This window comes from Streptomyces sp. JLYT201 (genome assembly GCF_059448825.1).
This window is the reverse complement of record NZ_CM182551.1, coordinates 5475687-5501306: the sequence shown is the minus strand read 5'-3', so window position 1 is coordinate 5501306 and position 25620 is coordinate 5475687. Positions and strand designations below refer to the sequence as shown.

Here is a 25620-nt window from a genome sequence, read left to right as displayed (position 1 = left end):
CCGGGCCTAGGCGGTGGGACCCGAGGCGGACCGGCCGTCCGGGCCCTCGGGCGGAGCCCCGGACGTGGCGCCCGGGCCCGCATTGGGGCGCGCGCCCTCCGCCGCCGCCCGCGCCATCGCCTCCACCCGCTCCAGGAGCGGCATCGGGTCGGTGCCCACCGTGCCCGGCAGCAGGTCCGCGATCCGCTCCGGCGTCCAGCCGCCCTCGGCGTACGCGGCCCGCAGCTCGCGCGGCTGCGCCCACACCGCGATCTTGGACCCGGCGACGGTGTACACCTGCCCGGTGATCCGCTCGTCGCGGGCCCGGTCGCTGAGGAGGTACACCACGAGCGCCGCGACGTCCTCCGGCTCGCCGATCTCCGTCAGCTCCATCGGGACGTTCGCGGACATCCGGGTGCGCGCCACGGGCGCCACCGCGTTGGCGGTCACGCCGTACTTGTGCAGACCGAGCGCGGCGCTGCGCACCAGCGAGATGATCCCGCCCTTGGCCGCGCTGTAGTTGGCCTGCGCCACGGAGCCCTGGTGGTTGCCGCTGGTGAAGCCGATGAGGGTGCCGGAGCGCTGCGCGCGCATCACGGCGGACGCGGCCCGGAAGACGGTGAAGGTGCCCTTGAGGTGCGTGGCGAGGACGGGGTCCCACTCCCGCTCGGTCATGTTGAACAGCATCCGCTCGCGCAGGATCCCGGCGACGCACACGGCCCCGTCGAGCCGCCCGTACGCGGCCCGGGCCACGTCGACGACGCGCTGCCCGCCCGCCATGGTGGAGATGTCGTCGGCCACGGCCACCGCCTCGCCCCCGGCCGCCTCGATCTCCTTGACCACGGCGTCGGCTATCTCGCTGGCGGGCTCGCCGCCCTCGATCGACACTCCGTAGTCATTGACGACGACCTTGGCGCCCTCGGCCGCCGCGGCGAGGGCCACGGCCCTGCCGATGCCGCGCCCGGCGCCCGTCACGGCGACCACCTTGCCTGCCAAGAAGTTCCCCACACCGGCCCCTTCCCGCGGTTTCTGACGGACCGTTAGATTCTATGACCCGTCAGACACGGTGAGACAAGCCCCGGGGAGGACCCATGTCGGCTCCGCTGCGCGGACCGGACCTGCCGGCCATGCCGCCCGAGTTCCGCGAGCTCGCCGAGCGCGTCAACAACTGGGGCCGCTGGGGCGCCGACGACGAACTGGGCACCCTGAACCTGATCACCGACGCGGTGGTGCGCGAGGCCGCCGCCGAGGTGCGCACGGGCCGCCGCGTCCCGCTCGCGCTGCCGCTGCGGCACGACGGCGTCCAGGCGGGCCTGATCCCCGGCCGGATCAACCCGCTGCACACGATGGTGCAGATCAACCAGTGCCTCTTCGGCCCCGGCACGGTCGCGACCAGCGACGACGCGGTCACCATGGGCCTCCAGGCGGCCACCCACTGGGACGCCCTCCCGCACGTCTCGCACTCGGGCCTGCTCTACAACGGCCGCCCCGCCGACAGCGTCACGGCCCACGAGGGCGCCCGCTTCAGCGGCATCGAGAAGGTCCCGCACCTCCTCTCGCGGGGCGTGCTGCTCGACGTGGCGCGCGCCCACGGCCTCGACCGGCTGCCCGGCGACCACGCGGTCACCCCCGAAGACCTGTCCCTGGCCGAGGGGTTCGGCGGCGTCACGGTGCGCGCCGGGGACGTCGTGCTCGTCCGCACGGGCCAGGTCCAGCTGTATCTGGCGGGCGACAAGCACGCGTACGCGCTGCCGTCGCCCGGGCTCTCCTGCCGCACCCCGGAGTGGTTCCACGCGCGGGACGTGGCGGCCGTCGCCAACGACACGCTCACCTTCGAGATCTTCCCGCCGGAGATCGAGAACCTGTGGCTGCCGGTGCACGCCCTCCACCTGGTGGAGATGGGCATGCTCCAGGGCCAGAACTGGAATCTCGAAGAGTTGTCCACAGCCTGTGGAGAAGAGCGGCGCCACAGCTTCCTGCTCGCGGCGATGCCCGAGCCGTTCACGGGCGCGACGGGCACCCCGGTGGCCCCGGTGGCCGTCTTCTGACCCGTGCGGAGTTCGGGTGGCGGCGCGTCGGCGCTCCGCCCCGAGCGCGTGACCGCGCGCCGCCATCCGGCTCCGGCGTACGAGCCCCGCCCCCCTTCCGCCCTGAAAGGAGCGCGACGCCGAATCGCGAACCGCACCTCGCCGAGGACCGGGCCACAGGCACCACCGTCCCTCGACGTCCCCTCGCGGCGAATCGCTGCCCACCAGCGTGATCAACCGAGTACGGTACGTCAACACCCGTCCGGGGATTTATGAATTATGCCGCTTTTGCACCGCCCGCGCACGGCCGCGCACCGTGGCACACGACGGCGCACGCGCCAGCACACCGGGGGCACGCCGGGCATCCGACAAGCGACGCCGACCAGCCGTCAGCGGCACCATCCAGCCCGTCCGGCGTTTGAGGACGAGGCGCGAAGCGCCAATAAGGCAGGGGATCGGGGGCGGCAGCCCCCGGTTCGGGAAGGGGCGGGCCCGGGGCGCCCCGCGAGGGTCGGCCTCAGCGCACCCCGAGAGCAACCTCTTCATACGCCAGCCCCCGCGCGGCAGAAGCGGAAGCGGCGGCGGCACACCGGTCGACCTCGCACCAGATCCGCTTCCCGGCCCCCTCCGGCTGCCACCCCCACCGGTCCGCGAGCCCGTCCACGAGTTCGAGCCCGCGCCCGTTGGTCTCGTCGCCCTGCGCGTGCCGGGGCCGCGGCGGGCGGGCGCTGCGGTCCGTGACCTCGACGCGCACCGTGCCCGGCTCGCCGGCGGGCACGCCGGGGAGCCGCATGCGCAGGACGGCCGGACAGCCCGTGTGCACAACGGCGTTGGTGACGAGCTCCGAGATCAGCAGGATGAGCGTCTCGGCCAGCGGCTCGTCCGCCGCTATGCCGGACCCGGCGAGCCGTGACCGCGCCCATCTGCGGGCCCGCCCCACTTCCGCGGGGTCCGGCCCGACTTCCAGCTGAACTTGAAGCACCTGCACCGCTCACACCATCCGAACCGGCGGACACAACGCCTCGTGACGCCCCAGGGTCACGGAACGTGAGCCCCTGAGGAGACAGCATGGTTGACGTACAGTCACCCCAACAAGCGCTTCGGGCATATTCCAGCGCGAAGGAGTACGCGTGCGGCATACTGTGCGACGCGCACCGCAGGGGGTCGAACAGGCGGGCGCTCGGCCGCGTCCTGTGCGGCGAGCGGAGCGCGCTACCAGGCGCGGAGCTGCCTCGGGGGCAACACCGGCACGGCTCGGCCTCAGGACCACTCGCATCTGACACAAGGTACCGGAGCCGGGCGCCGACTCCGCGTCGCGACGAGTCACGCGTAGGACACAACCCGATATCGACGCTCAGTAGCCTTCCCGCCGTCCGCGAGTTTCTCAAGTCGATCAAGCCGCCCGCCAGCACTGCGTGACGACACGACCCCATCGAGCGACGCGGGGCCCGCGGCGCGGCGGCCGTCCCGGACCGCGACACCCACCCCGGCGTCACAGCGCGGCCTCACAGCGCGGCGGCCAGCTCCTCCTCCGCGCGGGCCGCCGTCGTGCCGAGCCCGGCCCGCACCCAGGCCCGCTTCAGGTGCAGATGCACCTCCGCCTCCCAGGTGAACCCCATGCCGCCGTACACCTGGAGGCAGTCGCGGGCGTTGCGCGCGGCGGCGTCGTCGGCGAGGAGCTTGGCCCCGGCCACCTCGCCCGGATCGCCCGTGACGGCGGCGGCGTACACGGCGGCCCGCGTCACCTCGGTGCGGACGAGCAGCTCGGCGCACAGGTGCTTGACCGCCTGGAAGGCGCCGACGGGCCGCCCGAACTGCTCGCGCTCGCGGGCGTATCGGACGGCCAGGTCGCGGGTGCGGCAGGCCGAACCGAGCTGTTCGGCGGCGAGCAGCAGCGAGGCGTCGCCCGGCGCCCCGGCGCGCCCGGCCGGGACGCGGTGCAGGGGCGTCAGGGGGTCCACGGAGCGCAGGGCCTCGGCGCCGGTGGCGTCCCCCAGGACGGCGTCGGCCGCGTCGAGCCAGGGCACGAGCGTGCCGTCCACGGCGGTCACGACCGCCTCGCCGGCCGCCGCGCCCTCGACGTCGCCCGCCGCGAGGAAGGTCGCCGCCAGGGGCCCGGGCAGCAGCGCACGCCCGGCCTCCTCGAAGACGAGCACCGCCTCGGCCGCGCCGAGGCCGAGCCCGCCGCGCGCCTCCGGGACGCACAGGGCGAAGAACCCGGCCTCGCCGAGGGCCCGCCAGAGCCCCCGGTCGAGGCCGGGCTCGGCCACGGCGGCCCGTAGCGCATCCCGCCCGAAGCGGCCGTCGAGCAGCGCGCGGAAGCCGTCGCGCAACGCCCGCTGGTCGTCGTCCGGTTGGAGGTCCACTTCGGCCGTCACCGCCCCTTCGGCAGTCCGAGGATCCGCTCGGCCACGATGTTCCGCTGGATCTGCGAGGTGCCCGCGGCGATGGTGTACGACAGCGAGGAGAGCCGCTCCCGGGTCCAGGGCCTCTCCAGGTCGAGGGCGCCGTCCCCGAGGACCTCGGCGGCGGCGTCGTACAGCTCCTGACGCGCGTGCGAGTAGCGCAGCTTGAACACCGAACCGCCCGCGCCGGGCACGCCGCCGGTGCGCTGGGCCTCGCTCACGTTCCACTGCGTGAGGCGCCACAGGGCCTGGAACTCGGCGCTGAGGCGGCCGAGCCTGCGGCGCAGCACCGGGTCGTCCCAGCGGCCGTTCGCGCGGGCCTCGCGGGCGAGTTCGCCGAGCACGCGGCGGCAGGCGACCACCTCGCCGACGAAGGCGGTGCCGCGTTCGAAGGACAGCGTCACCATGGTGACGCGCCAGCCGTCGTCCTCGGCGCCGACCCGGTTGGCGACGGGCACGCGCACCTCGTCGAGGAAGACCTCCGCGAACTCCGTGGACCCGGCGAGCGTCCGCAGCGGCCGCACCGTGATCCCCGGCGCGTCCATCGGCAGGGCGAGCCAGCTGATGCCCCGGTGCTTCGGCGCCTCGGGGTCGGTCCGCACGAGGAGTTCGCACCAGTCGGCGACCTCGGCGTGCGAGGTCCAGACCTTGGAGCCGCTCACCACGTAGTGGTCGCCGTCGCGCCGGGCGCGCGTGCGCAGCGACGCCAGGTCCGAGCCCGCGTCCGGTTCGCTGAAGCCCTGGCACCAGACCTCGTCCCCGCGCAGGATCGGCTCCAGCCAGCGCGCCCGCTGCTCGGGGGTGCCCTCGGCGGCGATGGTGGGCCCGGCGTGCAGCAGCCCGACGAAGTTCGCGCCCACGTACGGCGCCCCGGCGCGCTCGCTCTCCTCCAGGAAGATCATCCGCAGCGTCGGCGACGCCTCCCAGTGGACGTCCGCGTACCCGGCGTCGTACAGCGTCCGCTGCCAGCCGGTGTCGTACGCGCGCCGCCCCGGCCAGTCGAGCGGGTCGGGCCGGGGCGGGAGCTTGGGCAGCACCTCGGCCAGCCAGTCCCGCAGGCGGGCGCGGAAGTCCTCCTCCTGCGCGGTGTACGAGAGGTCCACCGGGGTCACCCGCCTCGACAGTTTCTGATGGTCCATCAGGTGGCAGGCTAGCCCCGCACCCCTGGACCGACAAGGCGCGGCGCCCTACGCTCTGCGCACGATCTGACGAAGCGTCAGCAACCGGCGCCGTCGGGCCGTTCCGTCGTCCGGCCGCCGGAGGGGGCACCCCGTGACCGACACCGCCCACGCGCTCGCCGCCTGCCGCACCCTGTGGGAGCTGATCGAGCGGCGCGCCGCGCTCACCCCCGGCGCCCCCGCCCTCATCCAGGCGGCCGACGACCCCGGCGACGACCGGACCCTCACCTTCGGCGGCCTGCGGGAGCGCTGCGAACGGGTCGCGGCGGGCCTGTACGAACGGGGGGTCCGGCCCGGCACCGTCGTCGCCTGGCAGCTGCCCACGCGCATCGAGACCGCCGTGCTCTCCTTCGCCCTGGCCCGGCTCGGCGCCGTCCAGTCCCCCGTCATCCCGTTCTACCGCGACCGCGAAGTCGGCTTCGCGCTGCGCGAGTCCAAGGCCGAGTTCTTCGCGGTGCCCGGGATGTGGCGGGGCTACGACCACACGGAGCTGGCCCGCCGCCTCGGCGCGCGCGGCGTCTTCACCGCGTACGACGAACTGCCCGACGGCGACCCCGGCGTGCTGCCCCCGCCGCCGCGCGACGGCACGGCCGTGCGCTGGATCTACTGGACCTCCGGCACGACCTCCGACCCCAAGGGCGTCCTGCACACGGACCGTTCGCTGATCGCGGGCGGCGCGTGCCTCGCCCACGCCCTGAAGCTCTCCCCGGACGACGTGGGCTCCATGGCGTTCCCCTTCGCGCACATCGCGGGGCCCGACTACACGGTGATGCTGCTCCTGTACGGCTTCCCCGCCGTGATGTTCGAGCGCTTCGCGCTGCCGGAGGCCCTGGACGGCTACCGGCGGCACGGGGTGACCGTCGCGGGCGGCTCCACGGCCTTCTACTCGATGTTCCTCGCCGAGCAGCGCAAGGACCCCGGCCGGCCCCTCGCCCCCACCCTCAGGCTGCTCGCGGGCGGCGGCGCCCCGAAGCCGCCCGAGCTGTACCACGCCGTGGTCCGCGAGCTGGGCTGCCGGCTCACCCACGGCTACGGCATGACCGAGGTCCCCATGATCACGATGGGCTCCCCCGACGACAGCCCCGAGCACCTCGCCACCACGGAGGGCCGCCCGCCCGCGGGCATGGAGATCCGCGTCACCGACCCCGCGGGCCGGGAGCTGCCCACCGGCGAGGAGGGCGAGGTGCGGCTGCGCGGCGAGGCCGTCTGCCGCGGCTACCTCGACGCGGCGGCGACCCGCGAGGCCTTCGACGCCGACGGCTTCCTGCGCACCGGCGACCTGGGCCGCGTCCTGGACTCCGGGCACCTGGTGCTCACCGGCCGCGCCAAGGACGTCATCATCCGCAAGGGCGAGAACATCTCCGCCAAGGAGGTCGAGGACCTGCTGCACGGCCACCCCGCCGTGGCCGACGTGGCGGTGATCGGCCTGCCCGACCCCACCCGCGGCGAACGCGTCTGCGCCGTCGTGGAACGCGCCCCCGACGCCCCCGGCCTGACCCTCGCGGAGGCCACCGCACACCTGCGCGCGGCGGGCCTGGCCGTCCACAAGCTCCCCGAACAGCTGGAACTCGTGGACGAACTGCCGCGCAACGACGCCCTGCGCAAAGTGCTCAAGTACAAACTGCGGGAGCGGTACGGCAATTGAGAACGGCGGGAAAGCGCTCCGCGTCGGGGCCCGGCCTGCGAAGCCGGGAGTCACGGGTGGGCGGGTGGGAGAAATCCGCCGCGAAGCGGCGGCGCGGACCCCCTACTCAGGGACGGTGAAGTACGCGGCGAACGCGGTGAGGACCTGCTCCTCGGTCACCGGCCCGAGGGACTGCGCGGCCAGGGACGCGATCTCCCGCTGCACGCCGAGCGCCCGCAGGGCCCGCTCCACGTCCGCCCCCTGCACGGCCCCGTCGCCGTCCGCCAGGGCGAGCGCCGCGTGCAGGAACGGCCGCGCGATCTCCGCGAACCGCGCCGGGTTGTCCCGCAGCCGCTTCACGGCCCCGCCCACGAACTCGTCCCGGGTGATCCGCTGGTCCCCGTCGCGGTCGGCGATCCCGGCCATGCCCTGCCAGAACGCCTCGGCCCCGATGTACAGGGCCTGACCCTTCTCGGACCGCGCGGTCACCCCGAACTCGGCGAGCAGCGCCGCGGCCGCCGTGCTGAAGTCCTCACGGGAGATGTAGCCGTTGCCGTCCTGGTCGAAGGTGGCGAAACGGGCCGCGATCTTACGCTCGTACTCGGCACTGTCCATGGTGTTGGGGCCGCCTCACTTCTCATGCGGTGGAGTCTTCCGGCGCGGCCGTGGGCCGTGCCGGACGTCCTTCAGGTATCTGTCCAGCGAGCGTACGACGCCGTCGGCCGCCGGGAGGCAGAAAAGCGACGCTTGTGCCAAGACCGCGGGAATTCCGCGACAAGAGCGTGTCGCGGACGCGCCCCGGGCCCGGCGGTGGCGCCGACGGTGGCATCCGCTCGGAAAGGTTGTATCAGCAAGCTGATCTTGACGGGTAGAGGGGGTTCCGCTTCCGTCCGCCTCCGGGCCGGGGCCGGGGGCCGGGCCCTACGCCGACAGGGGTTCCGCCGCGTCGTCCACGGCCCGCTCCGCGTCCGGGTACACCTCGAACAGGCGCCGTACGCCGAGGGCCGCGAGGACCCGGTTGACGTGCGAGCCCTCGACCGCGCCCCGGGCGGGCAGGATCAGCCGCAGGCGGCCCCGGCACGAGCGCATCAGCCGGCGCGTGGCGATCAGCACGCCCACGCCGCTGGAATCGCAGAACAGCACGTCGGACAGGTCGAGGACCAGGCTGCGGCGGCCCTCGGCCACCGCTTCGTGCACCCGCTGGCGCAGCACCGGTGACGTCAGGAGGTCCATCTCGCCCGAGACCCGCAGCACGGCCCAGCCCTGCTGCTCGCCGACGGCAACCTTCAGCGTCACGCGCCACGCCTCTCGTCCACCGAACCCACCAGAACCCTTCCGCTTCCCTGTCTCGCGGCTGCCCCACCGTCCTTCCATGAAACACCAGGCCCGCGCGGGCTCAGGAAGCGGGCGTTGCGGACGAGCCGGTCAATATCATCCACGGCGCCCCGAAGCCCCGCGTTGCCGCAAAGAGCGGGAAAGCACGGGGAAAGACAGGTGCGTCCTCGGGGACGCCGACTACATTCGATTCAACGGTGAAGGTGAGCACGGCGAGCGCACGAGGGGGCCGCATGCCGAAGGACGCGCCGCGTCGCTGGGACCGCCGCATGCAACAGCGGCTCTCCCACGGGGAAGCGGCGGCACTCGGAGAGCTGTACGACCGCTTCGCCTCGCTCGTGCACGGCCTCGCGCACCGCGTGCTCGGCGACGTCGCGGCGGCCGACCGCATCACGCGCGAGGTGTTCACGCACGTGTGGGAGAACCCCGACGCCTACGACCCCAAGCAGGGCCCGCTGCGGTCCTGGATCGCCACCCTCGCCCACCAGCAGGCCGTGCGCAGGCTGCGCCAGACCGAGTCCGCCGCGCTCGCCCGGGGCGGCGCGGGCACCGCGGAGGACCTGGAGCGCAAGGTGCGCCGCGCCTCCGCCGCCGCCCGCGCCGACTACATCGTCACGGCCATGCCCGCCCCGCTGCGCGCCGCGCTCGAACTGGCCTACTTCCAGCGGCGCGACTACCGCCAGACCGCCGCCGACCTCGGCGTCACCGAGGACGAGGCCCGCCGCAGGCTCCGCCTCGGCCTGCAGCTGCTCTCCACCGCCCACGACGCCACCGCGACCGCCTTCGGCGACGACCCGTCCGATCAGGACCGCGGCGCGCACGGGTACGGGAGAGCGCTGTGAACTGGCCGGGCCGCCCCGATCCGTACGACAGCGGGGACGAGGGCACGGGCAGCGGGCCCGGCGAGGAGCTCCCCGCGGGCGGCGCCGGGGCCGCGGGTTCCGGGCGGGACGACGGCGGCGTCGGCAGGCCGCGCATACCGGCACCGCGCGCGTCCGTGGAGGACACCGGCGCGCCCCTGCCCGAGACCGGGTCCGCCGGGGCCGCGCCCGAGCCGCTCGTGCTCGACCACCGCGTCCTGAAGTCCCTCCTCGGGGCGTGGGCGCTCGCCGCCTGCTCCGCCGCGGAGTCGACCGCCGTCGAGGAGCACCTCGGCGACTGCGGGCCGTGCGCGGAGGAGGCGCTGCGGCTGCGGGAGGCCGTCGGGCTCCTCCACCCCGAGGAGAGCCTCGACCTCGACCCCGGTCTGCGCACCCGCGTCCTGGCGAGCTGCCTGGGGCGGCGCCCGCCCCGCATCCCGCTGCCGGAGTGGGCCGCTCCGTACGACGCGGAGACCGCCCGGCTCGACGCGCTGCTCCAGGACATCGGGGACTCCGAGTGGCACGCGCCGGTGCGGCTCCGCTGGTTCGACGACGACCACCCCGTGACCCGCAAGACCACCGTCGCGGGGGTGATCGCCCACCTCCTCGCCGTCGACGGCCTGGTCGGCACCGCGCTCGGCCTCGACGACCCGCTGGGCGCCGGGGCGCCGCCGAGCCTCGACCCGGGGGAGCGCACGGAGGCGTACTGGCGCGCGTCGCAGTTCCCGCCCACGCGGGCGGTGCGCGGGCCCTGGCGGGACCAGACGCACGAGCTGATCCGGACGGTGTCGTTCGCGGGCGGCGGGTCCGGGCGGCTCGCGGTGACGTACGGGGTCGCGCCGGACGCGCCCAGCGGCGATGCCGGGCGGTTCGAACTCCCGCTGCGCGACTCCATGCTGGAGCGGGCCTTCGAGTGCTGGATCCACGCCGAGGACATCGCGCAGGCCGTCGACTACCCCTACGAGCCGCCCGCGCCCCGGCATCTGCACCACATGATCGACCTGGCGGCGCGGCTGCTGCCCGGGACGCTGGCCGAGCGGCGCCGGGCCGGGCGGGCGTCTCCCGCGCGGGAGCTCGTCGCCGCGGGGGCGCCGGGGCGCAGCCTGCGCCTTGAGGTCGAGGGCGTCGGGGGCGGCGAGTGGCTGATCCCGCTCGACTCGCCCGGGGCCAGCGGCTCCGCCGACCTGGAGGTCGCGCACGTGGCCCTGGACGGGGTGGAGTTCTGCCGCCTCGCGGCGGGCCACGTGTCCCCCGAGGAGGCGGCCGCGGGCCAGGTCGGCGACCGCGAGGCCATCCGGGACGTCCTCTTCGCCGCGGCGTCCCTGAGCCGCATGTAGCCCGGGTCCGCGGCAGCGGCGGAGGTCAGGCGAAGACGACCGTGCGGTGGCCGTTCAGGAGGATGCGGTGCTCCGCGTGCCACTTGACGGCCCGCGCGAGGGCCTGGCACTCGACGTCCCGCCCGATGGCGACGAGCTGCGCGGGCGTCACCTCGTGCCCCACCCGCTCGACCTCCTGCTCGATGATCGGCCCCTCGTCGAGGTCCGCGGTCACATAGTGCGCGGTGGCACCGATCAGCTTCACGCCGCGCGCGTGCGCCTGGTGGTACGGCCGCGCGCCCTTGAAGCTCGGCAGGAACGAGTGGTGGATGTTGATGATCCGCCCGCTGAGCTGCTTGCAGAGGTCGTCCGAGATCACCTGCATGTAGCGGGCGAGCACGACGAGCTCGACGTCCAGGTCCCGGACGAGCTGGAGGAGGCGCGCCTCCGCGTCGGCCTTGGTGTCCTTGGTGACCGGGATGTGGTGGAACGGGATCCCGTACGAGGCGGACAGCTCGGCGAAGTCCGTGTGGTTGGAGACGACGGCCGCGATCTCCACCGGCAGGGCGCCGATGCGGGAGCGGAACAGCAGGTCGTTCAGGCAGTGGCCGAACTTGGAGACCATCAGGACGACCCGCATCCGGTCCTCGGCCCGGTGGATCTGCCAGTCCATGTGGAAGGAGTCGCCGATCGCGGCGAAGCTCGCGCGCAGCTTGTCCACGGTGACGGGCGACTCCGCCGAGAAGTGGACCCGCATGAAGAACAGCCCGGTGTCGTGGTCGCCGAACTGCTGGCTGTCCTCGATGTTGCAGCCGGTCATGAACAGATAGCTCGACACGGCGTGCACGATGCCCTGTTTGTCCGGGCAGGAGAGCGTGAGGACGTACTGCTCGGCGCGGTCGGTCGTGCGGTCGGTGGGCTTGTCGCTCACGGCGGCGGACTGCTCGTTCATCCGCCCAGGGTCCCATATCCGGACGGGCCCCCGGCCCCGTGCCGGGACCGCTCAGGCCGACCGCGTGAGGATGCGCAGGACCTCCAGGGTGCGCGGCGCGCTGTCCGGGTCGTCGTCGTCACCGGTCGCGAGCCGTACGTGCGCGTCCCGCGCCGCCCGCACCGCCTCCGGCCATCCGGGGTGGTCCAGATACGCGGCGACCGCGGCGTCCGGGCCCACCTCGTGCATGATCCGCAGGACCCGCAGCACGGCCACGTCGACGAGGGCCGCCTCCTGGGAGTCGCGGAAGATCGTCCCGACGTATTTCTCCGCGGACCAGTTGTCCAGCCACGTATCCTCGACAAGGCGGTACACGGCGTCCGTCACGTCCCCGTACTCGTCGCGACCCGCGAGCCAGCACTCCCGCTGGAACTCCTGGTCCGAGAGCATGTGGAGCGCCGAGCGCACATTGCAGCGCCAGCGCCACCACGGCATGTCGTTCGTTGGCATGGCGCCTATGGTCCTTGACCGACGGCCGCGACGGGAAGACTTCTCCGAACCTTGCACGGTCATCGATCGTACGTTCCCACACGTTCCCCGCTTCCCGGGCCCCACCCGTTCACGCGTTCGTCACCGACCGTTGGGGAGACGTCACTCCCTGGTTGTTCCCCTCGCGGAATCGTGCGGGTCCATGGCCGCTTTGCGACGCGTCTTCCTCCCCCGCCCCGCCGAGACCGCGCACCGAGCGCGCACAGCCGTGCTCAGCGCGGCGGCCCTGGCGGCGTGTGCGTCCCTGACGGCCGGCTGTGGGGTCATCCCCGGTACCACGGGGGGTTCCGGGGATGCCCCGATCACCGTCATGACCTGGGCGCCGGACGGCACCAAGGCCACCAACAAACCCGGCATGCCCGCGATGGCCAAGGCCTTCGCCCGCTGGGTCAACGCGAGCGGCGGCCTCGACGGCCACCAGCTCAAGGTCATCACCTGCAACGACCACAACGACCCGGTGGAGGCCGCGGGCTGCGCCCGCCGGGCCGCCGACGAGAAGGTGGTCGCGGTCGTCGGCTCGTACAGCCAGCACGGCCGGTCCTTCATGTCCCCCCTGGAGGTCGCGGGCATCCCGTACATCGGCGGCTACGGCCTCACCGACGACGAGTTCTCCAGCCCGCTGTCCTACCCCGTCAACGGCGGCCAGCCCGCGCTGCTCGCGGGCAACGGACGCCAGCTCGCCGGGGTCTGCGACCGCGTGTCCCTGGTGCGGCCCGACACCACCACGGGCGACAACCTCTCCAAACTCCTCGACTCCGGCCTCGCCGAGGGCGACCGCGCCGCCTCCGCCGACATCCGGGCGCCCGAGGACGCCTCGGACTACACCGGGCAGGCGCGGCAGGCCCTCGACCGCTCCGCGCGCGGCGGCAGGAAGGGCTGCGTGGCGGCGGCGCTCGGCGCGCGCACGGACACCTTCTTCGACTCCTTCCGGCGCGTCGAGCAGGGCTATCCGAAGGTGCGCACCGCCTCCGTGCTCGGCAGCGTCGACCAGTCCCTCCTGGACCGCACCGGCGGCGCCGACGGCCCCTACGAGGGCGCCTACGTCACCGGCTGGTACCCGGCCGAGGGCGACAGGCGCTGGGAGCCGATGCGCGAGGTGATCCGCAAGCACGCCTTCGACGACACCCGCGTGGACCCCGCGGACGCGGGCGTGCAGACCACCTGGATCGCGTACACCGTGCTGCGGCAGGCCGTCGAGTCGCTGAACGGCGGCGAGGTGACCGCCCGTGCCCTGCGCAAGACCCTCGACCAGGGCCTGCGCGTGGACACCGGCGGGCTCACGCCGATGCTGAGCTGGCGCTTCGACGACATGCTCGCGGCGGGCGAGTACCCGCGTCTGGTGAACGCGGACGTGACCTTCCAGGTGGTGCGCGACGGCCGCCTGGTGGTGACGCGCAGGTCGTTCGTGAACGTGCAGAAGACCCTGGAGTCCGTCCGCTGACCCCCGCGCCGCGCCCCGGCTAGAGCTGCGTGGGGTTCCGCTTGGTCAGGCCGTGCTTGTCGGCGATCGCGTTCCACAGCGCCGCCGCCTGCCGCTTGGCCTTGGTGGCCTCGCCGCTCGCGCGGTTGCCAGCCGCCGTCTGCGGGGTCGTGCGGGCGCGGCCCTTGTGGCAGCCCTTCTTGCCGCCGACCTGGTCGGCCCAGGCGGCGTAGTGGTTGTCGGCCGACGCGGACGCCTTCCAGGCGCGGTTGAGCGCGGCGGTCAGCCGTCCGTTCGAGGGCAGCTTGTCGACGGTCAGGCCCGACAGGCGGCCGACGAGGCCGTTGCGCTGCCTGGCCGCGTCGCGCAGGTCGGTCGCGGACTGCCGCAGGTTCTTGCACGAGCCCACGTTGCGCACGGCCCTGATCACCGACTCGCGGCTGTCGTTGCTGTCCGCGAGGAGCTTGTCCAGGGCGACGGCCTGCCGCTTGACCGGGTCGGCCGACGGGGACGGCTTCGCGCTCTCCTTGTCGCCGGGAGCCTCCGACGAGGTCGCGGCCAGCGGCTCCTTGCTGTCGGAGTTCTCCGCCTTCGCGTCCCCGCCGCCACCGGCGAGCATCGCGCCCGCGCCGACGCCGACCACGGCGATGGCCACGCCGACGGCGACGAGCAGCGGCATTTTGGATCCCGTACGCCCCTTGCGGCGCGAGACGGGTTCCGGCGCCGGGTCCGGCGCCTGCGCGGCAGCCGGGACGAGGGGCATCTGCTGGGTGGAGGAGGCGCCCTCCGGCTCCTGGCGGAAGAGGCTGTCGAACTCGGCGGGCGGCTGCCGCTCGCCGTACCCCCCGGCGGCCGCGGCCGGGGCGGGCGGGCCGTCGTCGGTGACGGGGGCGATGAACTGGGTGGGCGCGTTGTCCCCGGGGAAGGCGGGCTCTTCCGGTACGACATCCGCGGCCTGGCCCAGGAACTGCGTGGAGTCGGCGCGGCCGAGGAACTGCGTGGCGTCGCCCGCGTGCCCGGCGCCGCCCGGGGGCATCTCGGGCGGCAGCGCGCCGGGGGCGACCGGGGGTATGTACTGCGTCGCCTGCGCGTCGGGCCCGCCCTGCGGGCCGCCCGGCTGTCCCGGCGACGGGAGGTGCGGGTCGGCGGGGGGCAGTACCTGTGTGTGCTCGGCGGCCGGGACCGGCGGGACGGGGCCCGCGGGCGGCAGCGGCTGACCGTGGCCCACGGGCGGCAGCGGCTGACCGTGGGCCACGGGCGGCGGCGTACGGCCCTGGTCCACGGACGGACGGCCGTAGTCCTGGCCGGTGTGGGGCAGCGCGTGGGGATGGCCATGCGCGGGGCCGGGCGGTGGCAGCGGCCGGCCCGGCGCGGCGGGCGGAAACGTCTCGCCGTGGACCGGCAGGTCCTGCCCCAGGGGCGGCAGCGGCTGCCCGTACCCCGGAGGGCCGTGCTGCTCCGGCGGCAGCGCGCCCGCCCCGCCCCCGTACGACTGCTGCGGCGGCGTGCTGGGCGGCAGGGGCGTGCCCTCGGGGGGCAGCGGCATGCCGCCCGCCGGGCGCGGCGCGGCCCCGGCGTCGCCCCGGTCGGCCCAGGCCTCGCCCTCGCCCCAGGCCTGGCCGGGGCCCGCCGGTGGCCGGGTGGGTTCCGGACCCCACGGCTCGCCCCAGGGGCTGCCGACCGGCGGGGCCGCCTGGTGGCCGCCGGGCATCAGGGGTTCGCCACCGTCCGCGGGCAGCACGATGCCCTCGTGGGCGTGCCGCTCCGCGGGCTGCCGCGGGTCGGAGGACGCGGCGCCCTGACCGCTCTGCTGCGTCACCGGGACTCCTACTTATGGGGGACCTTCGGAACGTCGGCTCACGCTACCGGGTCCCCGCGGCCGTCTGCCACGCAGCTCAGAGCACTCTGATGACGCCCTTGTCACAGACGCCTCGGAAGTAACGGAAGTTGCGCGGGAGACGCTGTTCAAGGGGCGCCGCGGCCGCACCGCGTGCGACCGGCCGCCCCGGACGCGCCTCCCGCCCGCCTCACGCGGCCTGCAGCTCGACGCGCGCGCCGAACTCCCGCACCACCGGCTCCTCCCGGTACGGCTCAAGGCGCTGCTGGAAGTCCTCCAGATACTCCGCGCCGCGGTTGGAGCGCAGGGTGCCGAGGAGCTCCACGGCCTTCAGGCCCGTGTGGCAGGCCTGTTCCACGTCACGCCGCTGCACCTGGGCGGTGGCGAGCAGCACGAGGCCGATCGCGCGCCGCCGCGCCCGGGTCTCCGGATGCCCGGCGAGGGCCTCCTCCGCGCGCCTGGCCGCGCCGTCCGCCTGGCCCAGATCGCGGTGGCAGTGGGCCAGTTCGTCCGCCAGATAGGCCTGGTCGAAGTGGCGGATCCAGACCGGGTCGTCGCCGGACTGCTCGCCGCCGACGGCCCGCTCCATCGCCTCGACCGCGCGGCCCGCGACGGCCTGGGTCGACCGGGCGTCGCCGAGCAGCGCGTGCCCCCGGGCCTCGGCGGCGTAGAACATGGACTCCGCGCGCGGGGTGACGCGCCCGCGCGCCCCCTCCTGCGCCGCCCGCGCGAGCTGGGCGATCTCGCGGGGGTTGCCGAGCTGGGCGGCGAGATGGCTCATCGAGGCCGCCAGGACATAGCCGCCGTACCCGCGGTCGCCCGCGGCCTGGGCCAGGCGCAGGGCCTGGATGTAGTACCGCTGGGCGAGGCCGGGCTGGCCGGTGTCCACCGCCATGTACCCGGCGAGCTCCGTCAACCGTGCGACGGCCGCGAACAGTTCGCGCCCGACCGCTTCCCGGTACGAGCCCGCGAGCAGCCCGGAGACGACGGAGTTCAGATAGTGCACGACGACCGGTCGCACGTGTCCACTGCCGTACTGGTGATCCAGTTGCGTCAGTGCCTCGGTCATGGCCTTGACCGCCGCCACGTCCGACAGGCCGACGCGCGGCCCGGCCGTCCGGCCCACCTGCGGGTCCGGCGAGGAGATCAGCCAGTCACGGCTCGGCTCGACGAGCGCGGACGCGGCCACGGAGGAGCCGGACAGGAAGTCCCTGCGCCCCACGTCGCTGCGCCACAACTCGCAGACCTGCTCGATCGCGCCGAGAACGGTGGGCGAGAACTGCAGTCCCACCCCGGAGGCGAGGTTCTTGCCGTTCGCCATGCCGATCTCGTCGATCGTGACCGTGCGCCCCAGCTTGCGGCCGAGCGCCTCCGCGATGATGCCCGGGGCGCGACCGCGCGGCTGCTGCCCGCGCAGCCAGCGCGCCACCGACGTCTTGTCGTAACGAAGATCGAGACCGTGCTCCGCCCCGCACATGTTGACGCGGCGGGCCAGACCGGCGTTCGAGCAGCCGGCTTCCTGAATGAGTGCTTGCAGCCTTTCATTGGGCTGCCGCGCGACGAGTGGCCTGGCGGCCATGGCGTACCCCCTGTGTGCACCGTGGACCATCTGGTAATTCGGGTGGGTCTTTCAGGTCGAGTGACGGATGGGGAACGGTCCCGGACTGGTCCCTCCGAGCCGCCCAGATGATCAATGCCCGGGAAACAACCGGAAGATGCACCACAAACACCCACAAACGCACCACACCCTGCTACAACGCATCGCAATACATCGCAACATGGCACAACGCGTCACACGTCAGCGAGCCGGGTGAACTCGGGTGAACTCCGACTGCCCCTGGACGTGGCTACCCGCGCTCGGCCCCCCTTGCCCATGCGCGCCCCCACTCGTGCACCCATGCGCCCCGTAGCGGGAACGATGCTCCTCCCCCGCGCACATGACGGGCCGTAACCGGAGCTGACGAGCGGAAGTTGAGGACTCCGTGGAAGAGACCATCGGAGTCACGTCAGCCGCGCAGATCCCGAAGCAGCGCGGAGAGGCCCTGCAAGACTCGGCCGTACGGTACGCGGAGGAACGGCACTGGGACGTCTTCCCCGGCGCCTGGCTGGAGTCCGTCGACGGTACGTGGCGCTGCTCGTGCGGCGACGCGGCGTGCCCCGCGCCCGGCGCCCACGCCGTGCGCGACGACTGGCCGACGCAGGCCACGGGCAGTGCCACCGTCGCCCGGCGCCTGTGGGCGAAGCAGCCGAACGCCTCGATCCTGCTGCCGACGGGCCGTACGTTCGACGCCGTCGACGTCCCCGAGACCGCCGGGTTCCTCGCCCTCGCCCGCATGGAGCGCATGGAGCTGACGCTCGGCCCGGTCACGTGCACGCCCGACCGGCGCATGCAGTTCTTCGTCCTGCCCGGCGCCGCGGCGAAGGTTCCCGACCTCGTCCGCAAGCTCGGCTGGCCGCCCGCGACCCTCGACCTCGTCACCCTCGGTGAAGGGGCGTACGTGGCCGCGCCGCCCACGCGTTTCGGCGCCTCCGGAGCCGTGCAGTGGGCCTGCCGCCCCACCGCCGCCAACCGCTGGCTCCCGGACGCCGAGGAAATCATCTCCCCCCTGGCCTACGCCTGCGGCCGCGAGGCCCGCCGCAGGTAGCCACCCGGGCCCCACGCCGCCGACGTATCGTGCACACGAACGACAGCGACGACAAAAGGGGCCACGGTGAGCCGAGCTGCGGTACAGGTGACCGACCTGTGGAAGGCCTTCGGCCCCCAAGTGGCCGTCGCCGGGGTCGACCTCACCCTCCCGGCAGGAAAGTTCGTCGGCCTCGTCGGCCCGAACGGCGCGGGCAAGACCACCACCCTCTCCATGGTCACCGGCCTCCTCCGCCCCGACCGGGGCACCGTCGAGGTCGTCGGCCACGACGTGTGGCGGGACCCGGCCGAGGTCAAGGCCCGCATCGGCGTCCTGCCCGAAGGCCTGCGCCTGTTCGAGCGGCTGTCCGGACGCGAACTCCTCGCGTACACCGGGCGGCTGCGCGGCCTGGCGGGCCCCGAGGTCGACAAGCGCGCGACCCAGCTCCTGGACGTGCTCGACCTCGCGGGCTCCCAGCACAAGCTCGTCGTCGACTACTCCACGGGCATGCGCAAGAAGATCGGCCTGGCCGCGGCGCTCCTGCACAACCCCGAAGTGCTCTTCCTCGACGAGCCGTTCGAGGGCGTCGACCCGGTGTCGGCGCAGATCATCCGCGGCGTCCTGGAGCGGTACACCGCGTCCGGCGCGACCGTCGTGTTCTCCAGCCACGTCATGGAGCTGGTGGAGTCCCTGTGCGACTGGGTCGCCGTCATGGCGGCGGGCCGCATCCGCGCCCAGGGGCCGCTCGCCGAGGTCCGCGGCGAGGCCCCCTCCCTCCAGCAGGCCTTCCTCGAACTCGTCGGCGCGAACGGCCGCGACACCGGCTCCGACCTCGACTGGCTCGGCGGCGGCACCCGATGACCGCCACCGCGCCCGGCACCGCGCCCCTCGCCCCCGTCGAGACCGGACTGATCCCCGTCTTCGTCCGCCTGAAGCTGTCCCTCCTGCGCAACGGCCTGCGCCAGTCCTCCGGCCGCCGCGCCGCGTACACCGCCTCCGCGGTGCTCGCCCTGCTCGTCGCCGCGCTCCAGCTCCTCGGCCTGGTCCTGCTGCGCGGCGACCCGCACGCCGCCACGGTCTCGATCCTGCTCGTCGCGGTCCTCGCCCTCGGCTGGGCCGTGCTCCCGCTGTTCTTCCCCAGCGGCGACGAAACCCTCGACCCCACCCGCCTGGTGATGCTGCCGCTGCGCCCGCGGCCCCTGGTGCGGGCGCTGCTCGTCTCCTCACTCGTGGGCATCGGGCCGCTGTTCACGCTCTGCCTGGCGCTCGGCGCGGTGATCGCGGTGGCGCGGGGCGGCGCGGCCGTCGCGGTGGGCGTGGCGGCCGTCCCCCTCGTCCTGCTGCTGTGCGTCGCGCTCGCCCGCGCCGTCGCCGCCGCCAACATCCGCCTGCTCACCAGCCGCAAGGGCCGCGACCTCGCCGTCCTCAGCGGCCTCGTCATCGCCGTCGGCGCCCAGCTCGTCAACTTCGGGGTGCAGCGCATCGGCTCCTCCGACGCGGGCCTCGGCGAGCTGGACCCGGCGGCGGACGTCGTCGGCTGGATCCCGCCCGCCTCCGCCCTGTCGGCCGTACGGACGGCCGGCGAGGCCCGTTACGGAGTCGCGGCCTCCCAACTGGCCCTGTCCGTGCTGGCCCTGGTGCTCCTGCTGCGGCTGTGGCAGCGCAGCCTGACCCGCCTGATGACCACGCCCGACGGCTCCACGCTCGCCGCGGCCGGACCGGACCGCACCCAGCGCGGCCGCGGCCTCGCGGGCCTGCTGCCCTCCGGCCGCACCGGCCCGGTCATGGAGCGCACCCTGCGCTACGTGTGGCGCGACCCCAAGACGAAGGCCGCCTGGGTCACCTCGCTCGCCATCGGCCTGATCGTGCCGCTCTTCAACGCCCTCCAGGGCACCGGATCCGTCTACCTCGCCTGCTTCGCGGCGGGCATGCTCGGCATCCAGATGTACAACCAGTTCGGCCAGGACACGTCCGCCTTCTGGATGGTGGCGATGACCATCGCCTCGACGCGCGACGCCTACGACGAACTGCGGGCCCGCGCCCTCGCCCTGCTCCTCGTCACCCTCCCCTACGCCGCCCTCGTGACCGTCCTGACCACGGCCCTCCTCGGCGTCTGGCACGCCCTGCCCGAAGCCCTCGGGCTCTCCTTCGCGCTGCTCGGCGCCATGCTGGCCACCGGCGCCTGGGCATCGGCCCGCTTCCCGTACTCCATCCCGCAGGAAGGCCACAAGAACGTGGCGCCGGGCCAGGCGGGCCTCGCCTGGATCTCCATCTTCGGCGGCATGCTCGGCGCCGCGGCCCTGTGCGCGCCCGTCATCGCCCTCACCGTCTGGCTGCACGCCTCGGACCGGGGCTCCTGGTCCTGGCTGCTGCTGCCCGTCGGCGCGGGCTACGGCGCCGCCGTCACCCTCCTCGGGCTGCGGCTCGCGGCGCCCCGCGCGGCCGGGCGCCTTCCGGAGATCCTGACGGCGGTCAGCAAGGGCTGAGCCGAAGGCCCCCGGACACGCAGCAACCCGCGAGCCTGGTCCTCCTCGCCCCTGGGGGCGGGAGGAGCCGGCCGGACGTACCGGCGGCTCGCGGGTCGGGTGACTGCTGTGGATTGGCCGGCTGCGCGCCTGTCTCACGCGCTGGTCCGGCACCGCACTGAGCGTGGTGGCGGGCCGCTAGCCCGCAGCCACCTCTTCCGTCCGGTTTCCATACATCTGCCGAACCACCTCCTCTCCGAAGTAACACTCACCCTAGGAACCGGGCCGGGCGCGTTCAACTGTTTTTCCGCGTGCCGGGACTCACAACGATTTGCCTCAACTTCCGGGAACTTACTGTGGTCCGCGTCACGTTCGAGTTGAATGATCTGACGTGCAGCACACTCAGCTCATGCGGAAGAGAACGCGGCCTGCAGGGGGTTCCAGGTGAGTGCTTCCCGACAGAGCGGGACGACGGACGAACTGGGCCCGGAAGAGCCCGAGCCCGGCGGGGCGGAGCTGCTCGCGGCGCTCCTCGACGGGATGGACGCCGCCCTGTGCGCCTTCGACTCCGACGGGGTCGTGACGCACTGGAACCGCGAGGCGGAGCGGATCCTCGGCTGGTCCGCCGCGGAGGCCGTCGGGCGGCGCGGATTCGCCGGGTGGGCCGTGCGGCCCGCCGACGCCGAGGAGGTCGAGGAGCGGCTCCTCGCCGCGATGCACGCCCCCGGCCGCCAGGTGCACGAGTTCGCGCTCCTCACCAAGGGCGGCGGCCGCGTCCTCGTGCGCACCCAGTCCGCGGCCGTGCGCGGCGGCGACGGCAAGCCCGCCGGGGTCTACTGCGCCTTCAGCGAGGTGCACGCGCAGATCGACCTGGAGCGGTCCATCGCCCTCAGCGAGGCCCTGTTCGAGCACGCCTCCTGGGGCGTCGTCCTCGTCGACGCCGACCTCCGGCCCGCCGTCGTCAACGAACACGCCGCGCGGCTGCTCGGCATCGGCCGCACCGCGCTGCTCGGGCGGCCCCTCGGCGAGGTGCTGCTCCAGGGCGTCGAGGAGCTGGAGAGCGCTCTCACACACGTGCTCGCCGAGGGCGCGCCGCCCGCGCCCGCCGAGATGTGGGTGACGGCCCGCGGCGAGGGCGGCGAGGCCGAGCGCCGGTGCTGGCGCAGCGGCTTCCTGCGGCTCGGCTCGCCCCTGGCCGAGGAGCCGGTGCCGCTGGGCGTCGGCTGGCTCTTCCGGGACGTCACGGACGCCAAGCGGGCCGAGCAGGACGCCGCGAAGCTGCGCTTCCGCTCGCAGCAGCTGCACCGCTCCGCGCGGGCCGCCGCCGAGTGCGAGGACCCGATGGAGGCCGCCACCGTCCAGCTCGACTTCGCCCTCGCCGGGTTCGCCGACCACGCCCTGATCGACCTCCTGACCGCCACCGAGCCCGCGGTGCGCCTCGTCCGGGCCGCGGCGACGCCCGCCGGATCGCCCGGGCCCTGTCTGCCCGCCGACAAGGCCGGGCTGCCCGTGCGCTATCCGGAGGGGCATCCGGCGGCGCAGTCCGTGGAGCGGGTGGGGTCCGTGCGCGCCAGCGCGGGGCTCGCGGCGCCCGAGCGGGCCCGCGAGTGGGCGTCGGCCCGCCAGTGGCCCGACTCCTCCGTGCACGCCCTGTGCGCGGTGCTGCGCAGCCGGGGTCGCACGCTGGGCGTCGTGACGTTCCTGCGGGGCGGCGCGCGCACCCAGTTCGAGCGCGCGGACGCGGCGTACGCGGAGAGCGTGGCGGTGCGCATCGCCGCCGCCCTCGACCTCGCGGCGGCCCTGGGGGGCTAGGGGCCCTGGGGCGGCCCCCGGGGCTCAGCTCAGTCGGCCCCGTGGCTCAGTGGCGGCCCCGTGGCTCAGTGGCGGCCCCGTGGCTCAGTGGCGGCCCCGTGGCTCAGTGGCGGTAGAAGATCCGGTCGCCGTACTCCTGGAAGACGCGGCCGTTCCAGTCGTGGCCGCCGTCCACGTTCCCCGAGCGGAGCAGCGGCGGCTGGATCCCGCGCTCCGCGAGCCCCGCGGCCGCCGTGGCCATCATGGCCTGCATCACCGCGCTCGCGACCATCGTGGAGGCCGGGCCGAAGGGCGCCTCGACGGAGTCGAGGGCCAGCTCCGCGTCCCCGACGGCGATCTTCGTGTCGAGCACGACGTCGCAGTGGTCCTTCAGGAACGTGCCGGAGGAGTGCCGCGACTTCGTCCCCTCCGCGTACGCCACCGACGTCACGCCGATGACCTTGAGGCCGAGCGCGCGGGCGTTCACGGCCATCTCGACGGGCAGCGAGTTCCGCCCGGACAGGGAGATGATCACGAGGACGTCCCCGGGCCGCACCGGGCTGGAGTCGAGGACGGCCCCCGCGAGGCCGTCGACCCGCTCCAGGGCGGAGCCGAGGGTCGCGGGCATGACGTCCACGCCGACGACGCCCGGCACGGACAGCAGGTTCATCAGGGCGAGCCCGCCCGCGCGGTAGACGACGTCCTGCGCGGCCAGCGAGGAGTGCCCGGCGCCGAAGGCGAAGAGCCGTCCGTCGGCGGCGACGGCGTCGGCGATGACGTCGGCCGCGGCGGTGATCGCGGCGGCCTCCTCGTCGCGCACCCGTTCAAGCAGGCCGATCGCGGCGTCCAGGTACCGTCCGGCGAGCCCGGCACCTCCGGGTCCTTCCGCGCCGCCGTCCCGCGTACCGTTGGTCATCCGCGAAACCCCTTCGTCCCGCCGCGTCCCGTCGTGTCGCGGATCACGGTGCGGTCTGAACCAGCGCCCTGTCAATACGGGCTCCCAGCGCCTCTTCACCGGGCGCGGCCCGCTTGTCGGTGGTATGGGTCAGAATTGAGGGCAGGGCCAGCGCACGAGCGAATTCTGAGGGGCAACCCATGTCGGGGCTTATTGACACCACTGAGATGTACCTGCGCACCATCCTCGAACTGGAGGAGGAGGGTGTCGTCCCCATGCGCGCCCGCATCGCCGAGCGGCTCGACCAGAGCGGCCCGACGGTGAGCCAGACCGTGGCGCGGATGGAGCGCGACGGCCTGGTGGCCGTCGCGAGCGACCGGCACCTGGAGCTGACCGAGGAGGGCCGCCGTCTGGCCACCCGGGTCATGCGCAAGCACCGTCTCGCCGAGTGCCTCCTGGTCGACGTGATCGGCCTGGAGTGGGAGCAGGTGCACGCCGAGGCCTGCCGCTGGGAGCACGTGATGAGCGAGGCGGTGGAGCGCCGCGTCCTGGAGCTCCTGCGCCACCCCACCGAGTCGCCGTACGGCAATCCGATCCCGGGCCTCGAGGAGCTCGGCGAGAAGGACGGCGCCGACCCGTTCCTGGACGAGGGGATGGTCTCCCTCATCGACCTCGACCCGGGCACGGACGGCAAGACGGTCGTGGTGCGCCGCATCGGCGAGCCGATCCAGACGGACGCGCAGCTGATGTACACGCTGCGGCGCGCGGGCGTGCAGCCCGGCTCCGTGGTGAGCGTGACGGAGTCGGCGGGCGGCGTGCTCGTCGGCAGCAGCGGCGAAGCCGCGGAGCTGGCGGCGGACGTGGCCTCGCACGTCTTCGTCGCCAAGCGCTGAGAGCCGCGCACCGGGCTCCGGCCCGTCCCGGCACGCGTGTCAACGGCCGTTACCACAGCGGCGGTTGGGGCGGGTCCGGGACGCGCCGGAGACCAAGATTCAGTGTGCCGAATCGCAGCGCCGGGACGATTTGCGTGCGACGCTGTCGCGAGAGGCATATGACCTGAGGGCTCTTGACCGCGCCGGTACCGGGACTTGGCCGCATGGCCGCCGGGCCCCGGCCGGAGAGGGGACACACGATGTGCCCGGCTGGTGAACAGGGGTACGCGGGGCGGGGCCCCGGGCACCCCGCGGGCCCGCGCCCCCGTGGCGTGCGGCCCCCGGACGGCAGAGGGCCCCGGCACCTCGCGGCGCCGGGGCCTGTCCTCCCCTGTGCTGACCCAGAGCCCCGAGCTCTCAGGGTCATCCCCCTCGGACCGGTCTCCCCGATCGGCCCGCCTCCCGCTGAAGATCTCCCCTCGGCGACGGCGGTCAATCCTTGAGCATGGTCACCCGAACGAGGGGTGTTGGCGGCAATACGGCCGCTCTCGAATGATAGTTCGATAGCGTGCCGGGGAGCGTGAGCTGAGAACCCGAGCGGAACCAAGGGGGGTGCCTGGGACCATGGTGCGGCGCATCGACGTGACCGGCGCGGGCGGCGTGAGCCTCGCGGCCTGGGAGTACGCCGACCCACCCAAAGCCAGGGAGGCCGAGCAGCCGCGGGGCGGCGTGCTCCTGCTCCACGGGCTCATGGGCCGCGCCTCGCACTGGGCGGGCACCGCCCGCTGGCTCGCCGAGCGGCACCGGGCGGTCGCCATCGACCAGCGCGGCCACGGCCGCAGCGAGAAGCCCGCCGACGGCCCGTACACCCGCGAGGCCTACGTCGACGACGCCGAGGCCGCCCTGGAGCAGCTCGCCCTCTCCCCCGCCGTGCTGATCGGCCACTCCATGGGCGCCCTCACCGCCTGGCAGCTGGCCGCGCGCCGCCCCGACCTCGTCCGGGGCCTGATCATCTGCGACATGCGGGCCTCCGCGCTCGGTGCGGCCTCGCAGCGGGAGTGGGAGGCCTGGTTCAAGTCCTGGCCGGTGCCGTTCGCGACGCTCGCGGACGTCCGCAAGTGGTTCGGCGAGGACGACCCCTGGGTGGAGCGGCCCAACCCCTCGCGGGGCGCCTTCTTCGCCGAGGTCATGGCCGAGGGTCCCGACGGCTGGCGGCCCGTCTTCGACCCCGCGCAGATGCTCAAGTCCCGCGAGACGTGGGTGTACGACGCGCACTGGGAGGAGCTCGTCCAGGTCCAGTGCCCCGCCCTCGTCGTCCGCGGCCTCGACGGCGAGCTGGGGCGGGCGGAGGCCCAGGAGATGGTGCGGGTGCTGCCGCGCGGGGCCTATGCGGAGGTCGCCGACGCGGGGCACCTCGTGCACTACGACCGCCCCGAGGGCTGGCGCGAAGCCATCGAGCCCTTCCTCGACCGAGTCCTCACCGACTCCTAGGCCCGGCCTGGAGCGCACGCC

The 25620-nt window shown here is 74.1% G+C and carries 22 protein-coding genes; 11 read left to right on the top strand and 11 right to left on the bottom strand.

What is annotated here, in order from left to right; translation table 11 throughout:
* Window positions 1–6 precede the first annotated feature (6 nt).
* Window positions 7–987: an SDR family NAD(P)-dependent oxidoreductase gene (locus AC5WAM_RS23045; protein WP_495518650.1), complete on the bottom strand. Its 981-nt coding sequence runs from the start codon at window positions 985–987 to the stop codon at window positions 7–9.
* A gap of 83 nt (window positions 988–1070) precedes the next feature.
* Here AC5WAM_RS23045 and AC5WAM_RS23040 point away from each other — a divergent pair, with 83 nt between their 5' ends.
* Entirely contained in the window at window positions 1071–2027 is a 957-nt protein-coding gene (locus AC5WAM_RS23040; RefSeq protein ID WP_495518649.1) for a cyclase family protein, read from the top strand.
* Window positions 2028–2523: 496 nt separating this feature from the next.
* On the opposite strand, the gene AC5WAM_RS23035 is transcribed toward AC5WAM_RS23040, so the two are convergent.
* The 3 genes from AC5WAM_RS23035 to AC5WAM_RS23025 form a co-directional block, all read right to left on the bottom strand.
* Window positions 2524–2994 carry an ATP-binding protein gene (locus tag AC5WAM_RS23035; RefSeq protein WP_495518648.1) on the bottom strand — a complete coding sequence of 157 codons (471 nt, stop codon included), beginning with the start codon at window positions 2992–2994 and terminating at the stop codon, window positions 2524–2526.
* A gap of 517 nt (window positions 2995–3511) precedes the next feature.
* Complete coding sequence (locus tag AC5WAM_RS23030; RefSeq protein ID WP_495518647.1) at window positions 3512–4384, bottom strand: acyl-CoA dehydrogenase family protein; 873 nt, start codon at window positions 4382–4384, stop codon at window positions 3512–3514.
* Window positions 4381–5514, bottom strand: a complete 1134-nt coding sequence (locus AC5WAM_RS23025) for an acyl-CoA dehydrogenase (protein ID WP_495523634.1) — start codon at window positions 5512–5514, stop codon at window positions 4381–4383. Before AC5WAM_RS23025 ends, AC5WAM_RS23030 begins: the two co-directional genes overlap by 4 nt.
* Before the next feature lie 169 nt (window positions 5515–5683).
* Here AC5WAM_RS23025 and AC5WAM_RS23020 point away from each other — a divergent pair, with 169 nt between their 5' ends.
* Window positions 5684–7234: a class I adenylate-forming enzyme family protein gene (locus AC5WAM_RS23020; protein ID WP_495518646.1), complete on the top strand. Its 1551-nt coding sequence runs from the start codon at window positions 5684–5686 to the stop codon at window positions 7232–7234.
* Window positions 7235–7336: 102 nt separating this feature from the next.
* Here AC5WAM_RS23020 and AC5WAM_RS23015 read toward each other — a convergent pair whose 3' ends face one another.
* Both AC5WAM_RS23015 and AC5WAM_RS23010 read right to left on the bottom strand, forming a co-directional pair.
* The gene (locus AC5WAM_RS23015; RefSeq protein ID WP_172386744.1) at window positions 7337–7828 is read right to left on the bottom strand and encodes an EF-hand domain-containing protein; all 492 of its coding nucleotides are present in this window, start codon (window positions 7826–7828) and stop codon (window positions 7337–7339) included.
* 306 nt (window positions 7829–8134) lie between these two features.
* Window positions 8135–8509, bottom strand: coding sequence for an STAS domain-containing protein (locus AC5WAM_RS23010; RefSeq protein ID WP_138960330.1), 375 nt, complete (start codon window positions 8507–8509; stop codon window positions 8135–8137).
* Window positions 8510–8781: 272 nt separating this feature from the next.
* On the opposite strand from AC5WAM_RS23010, the gene AC5WAM_RS23005 reads away from it, so the two are divergent.
* Window positions 8782–9390, top strand: coding sequence for a sigma-70 family RNA polymerase sigma factor (locus AC5WAM_RS23005; protein WP_366795359.1), 609 nt, complete (start codon window positions 8782–8784; stop codon window positions 9388–9390).
* Window positions 9387–10745 (top strand): MDMPI N domain containing protein, encoded by a 1359-nt coding sequence (locus AC5WAM_RS23000; protein WP_495518645.1) that lies wholly within the window; start codon window positions 9387–9389, stop codon window positions 10743–10745. The genes AC5WAM_RS23005 and AC5WAM_RS23000 overlap by 4 nt, the downstream gene beginning before the upstream one ends.
* Window positions 10746–10770: 25 nt before the next feature.
* Here AC5WAM_RS23000 and purU read toward each other — a convergent pair whose 3' ends face one another.
* Both purU and AC5WAM_RS22990 read right to left on the bottom strand, forming a co-directional pair.
* Window positions 10771–11676 carry a formyltetrahydrofolate deformylase gene (purU, locus tag AC5WAM_RS22995; RefSeq protein WP_366795358.1) on the bottom strand — a complete coding sequence of 302 codons (906 nt, stop codon included), beginning with the start codon at window positions 11674–11676 and terminating at the stop codon, window positions 10771–10773.
* A gap of 51 nt (window positions 11677–11727) precedes the next feature.
* Window positions 11728–12228, bottom strand: coding sequence for an SCO4402 family protein (locus tag AC5WAM_RS22990; RefSeq protein WP_366795357.1), 501 nt, complete (start codon window positions 12226–12228; stop codon window positions 11728–11730).
* A gap of 118 nt (window positions 12229–12346) precedes the next feature.
* Here AC5WAM_RS22990 and AC5WAM_RS22985 point away from each other — a divergent pair, with 118 nt between their 5' ends.
* Window positions 12347–13645 carry an ABC transporter substrate-binding protein gene (locus AC5WAM_RS22985; RefSeq protein ID WP_366795356.1) on the top strand — a complete coding sequence of 433 codons (1299 nt, stop codon included), beginning with the start codon at window positions 12347–12349 and terminating at the stop codon, window positions 13643–13645.
* Window positions 13646–13664: 19 nt separating this feature from the next.
* On the opposite strand, the gene AC5WAM_RS22980 is transcribed toward AC5WAM_RS22985, so the two are convergent.
* Complete coding sequence (locus tag AC5WAM_RS22980) at window positions 13665–15443, bottom strand: hypothetical protein (protein WP_495518644.1); 1779 nt, start codon at window positions 15441–15443, stop codon at window positions 13665–13667.
* Window positions 15444–15651: 208 nt separating this feature from the next.
* Window positions 15652–17040, bottom strand: a complete 1389-nt coding sequence (locus tag AC5WAM_RS22975; RefSeq protein WP_242719263.1) for an NsdA family TPR-like regulatory protein — start codon at window positions 17038–17040, stop codon at window positions 15652–15654.
* A gap of 403 nt (window positions 17041–17443) precedes the next feature.
* Here AC5WAM_RS22975 and AC5WAM_RS22970 point away from each other — a divergent pair, with 403 nt between their 5' ends.
* The 4 genes from AC5WAM_RS22970 to AC5WAM_RS22955 all read left to right on the top strand — a co-directional run bounded on the left by AC5WAM_RS22970 (window position 17444) and on the right by AC5WAM_RS22955 (window position 22362).
* The gene (locus AC5WAM_RS22970) at window positions 17444–18106 is read left to right on the top strand and encodes a bifunctional DNA primase/polymerase (RefSeq protein ID WP_138960338.1); all 663 of its coding nucleotides are present in this window, start codon (window positions 17444–17446) and stop codon (window positions 18104–18106) included.
* Between the two features lie 66 nt (window positions 18107–18172).
* The gene (locus tag AC5WAM_RS22965; RefSeq protein WP_366795352.1) at window positions 18173–18946 is read left to right on the top strand and encodes an ABC transporter ATP-binding protein; all 774 of its coding nucleotides are present in this window, start codon (window positions 18173–18175) and stop codon (window positions 18944–18946) included.
* A complete protein-coding gene (locus tag AC5WAM_RS22960; RefSeq protein ID WP_495518643.1) occupies window positions 18943–20571 on the top strand; it encodes a transporter in 1629 nt (542 codons plus the stop codon). The genes AC5WAM_RS22965 and AC5WAM_RS22960 overlap by 4 nt, the downstream gene beginning before the upstream one ends.
* A 423-nt stretch (window positions 20572–20994) precedes the next feature.
* Window positions 20995–22362 (top strand): PAS domain-containing protein, encoded by a 1368-nt coding sequence (locus AC5WAM_RS22955; protein WP_366795350.1) that lies wholly within the window; start codon window positions 20995–20997, stop codon window positions 22360–22362.
* A 103-nt stretch (window positions 22363–22465) separates the two neighbouring features.
* Here the strand turns inward: AC5WAM_RS22955 and AC5WAM_RS22950 are convergent, their stop codons facing one another.
* Entirely contained in the window at window positions 22466–23257 is a 792-nt protein-coding gene (locus AC5WAM_RS22950) for an SIS domain-containing protein (protein WP_366795349.1), read from the bottom strand.
* Window positions 23258–23436: 179 nt separating this feature from the next.
* Here AC5WAM_RS22950 and AC5WAM_RS22945 point away from each other — a divergent pair, with 179 nt between their 5' ends.
* Window positions 23437–24129: an iron-dependent transcriptional repressor DtxR gene (locus AC5WAM_RS22945; RefSeq protein WP_030361523.1), complete on the top strand. Its 693-nt coding sequence runs from the start codon at window positions 23437–23439 to the stop codon at window positions 24127–24129.
* Window positions 24130–24732: 603 nt separating this feature from the next.
* Entirely contained in the window at window positions 24733–25599 is an 867-nt protein-coding gene (locus AC5WAM_RS22940) for an alpha/beta fold hydrolase (RefSeq protein WP_366795348.1), read from the top strand.
* Window positions 25600–25620: the final 21 nt, after the last annotated feature.

What these genes read in the sequence shown, in the direction of transcription:
- AC5WAM_RS22990 (WP_366795357.1), bottom strand. Translation starts at nt 12,228, where the DNA reads ATGACCGTGCAAGGTTCGGAGAAGTCTTCCCGTCGCGGCCGTCGGTCA.
- AC5WAM_RS23040 (WP_495518649.1), top strand. Translation starts at nt 1,071, where the DNA reads ATGTCGGCTCCGCTGCGCGGACCGGACCTGCCGGCCATGCCGCCCGAG.
- AC5WAM_RS23015 (WP_172386744.1), bottom strand. Translation starts at nt 7,828, where the DNA reads ATGGACAGTGCCGAGTACGAGCGTAAGATCGCGGCCCGTTTCGCCACC.
- AC5WAM_RS23005 (WP_366795359.1), top strand. Translation starts at nt 8,782, where the DNA reads ATGCCGAAGGACGCGCCGCGTCGCTGGGACCGCCGCATGCAACAGCGG.
- AC5WAM_RS22960 (WP_495518643.1), top strand. Translation starts at nt 18,943, where the DNA reads ATGACCGCCACCGCGCCCGGCACCGCGCCCCTCGCCCCCGTCGAGACC.
- AC5WAM_RS22940 (WP_366795348.1), top strand. Translation starts at nt 24,733, where the DNA reads ATGGTGCGGCGCATCGACGTGACCGGCGCGGGCGGCGTGAGCCTCGCG.
- AC5WAM_RS22975 (WP_242719263.1), bottom strand. Translation starts at nt 17,040, where the DNA reads ATGGCCGCCAGGCCACTCGTCGCGCGGCAGCCCAATGAAAGGCTGCAA.
- AC5WAM_RS22945 (WP_030361523.1), top strand. Translation starts at nt 23,437, where the DNA reads ATGTCGGGGCTTATTGACACCACTGAGATGTACCTGCGCACCATCCTC.
- AC5WAM_RS22985 (WP_366795356.1), top strand. Translation starts at nt 12,347, where the DNA reads ATGGCCGCTTTGCGACGCGTCTTCCTCCCCCGCCCCGCCGAGACCGCG.
- purU (WP_366795358.1), bottom strand. Translation starts at nt 11,676, where the DNA reads ATGAACGAGCAGTCCGCCGCCGTGAGCGACAAGCCCACCGACCGCACG.
- AC5WAM_RS22950 (WP_366795349.1), bottom strand. Translation starts at nt 23,257, where the DNA reads ATGACCAACGGTACGCGGGACGGCGGCGCGGAAGGACCCGGAGGTGCC.